Origin of the sequence: Collinsella sp. SGI.095 (assembly GCF_050314535.1) — a bacterium.
Taxonomy (GTDB): Bacteria; Actinomycetota; Coriobacteriia; order Coriobacteriales; family Coriobacteriaceae; genus Collinsella.
The window spans coordinates 1-1,066 of the sequence record NZ_JBNPNG010000055.1; the positions used below are offsets into that span (position 1 = coordinate 1).

Annotated in this window: 1 protein-coding gene; it reads right to left on the reverse strand. The window is 66.7% G+C overall.

All coding sequences use genetic code 11. From position 1 onward, the window contains the following. Positions 1-57: 57 nt before the first annotated feature. Positions 58-1,066: IS256 family transposase (locus ACQRCA_RS08435; protein ID WP_427719890.1), on the reverse strand; the 1,009-nt coding region annotated here is incomplete at its 5' end.

Sequence of the window (1,066 nt, forward strand, 5' to 3'; positions counted from 1 at the left end):
TGGTACCGTCAAGATTCTTTCGCAAATTGATTTAGCCGTCTCCGGCCCCGTCCTCTTCTAGCCCTCCGCCTTTCCCCTCAGCTCGTCCATCTCCTCCAGCTTCGACATGTCCAAGTACCTCCTCTTGCCCCACTCGTGCTCCACTATGTACTTCAGCCTCGCCGTCACCAGCATGAGGGCAGAGTTGCCGTCCGGGAAGGTCCCGACGACCCTCGTCCTCCTCCTGATCTCGCGGTTGATGCGCTCGATCCCGTTGTTCGTCCTGATCCGGCGCCAGTGCTCCGGCGGGAATTCCGTGTAGGCAAGCGTCTCGGCGAACCCGTCGCGCACCGTCCTCGCGGCCGCCCCGAGCCTCATCGATTCCAGCTCCTCCGCCACCTCCTCGGCCTTTCTGGCGCATGCCTCGCGCGATTCCTGCGCGTGGATCGCCTTCAGCATGCGCGCCGCGGCCTTCCGCCTGGTCACGGGAACCCTTCCCAGCACGTTGCGGTAGAAATGCACCGTGCAGCGCTGGTAGCGGGCCCCGGGGAACACCTCCTCGAGCGCACCGAGCATCCCCGCGCACTTGTCGCCGGTGACGAGCCGTACGCCGGAGAGCCCGCGTCCCTTGAGCCAGGAGAAGAACTCGCGCCAGGACTCCGCGGACTCGGTGTACCCCTCGGAGCAGCCGATGACCTCCCGGTCGCCGGCGGAGTTGACGCCGATGGCGACCAGCACGGCCACGTTCTCGTAGGACCCTCCCCAGCTGCGCTTGAGGTAGATGCCGTCGACGAAGACGTAGGGGTAGCCGCCCTCGAGCGGCCTCTGCCGCCATGTCTCGATGGACGCGAAGGCCCTCTCGTTGAGGTTGGAGACGGTGCCGGAGGACACCGGCGCTCCCCACAGGAGCTCGGAGACGTCCTCGATCCTCCTGGTGGAGACGCCCGCCATGTACATCTCGACGATGGCCTCCTCGACCGAGGTCTCGCGCCTGCGGTAGCGCTCGATGACGGCCGTCTGGAAGGTCGCCCCGCGGAGCTTCGGCACGCTGAGCTCGACTTCCCCGGCGCCCGTGACGAGCCTCCTC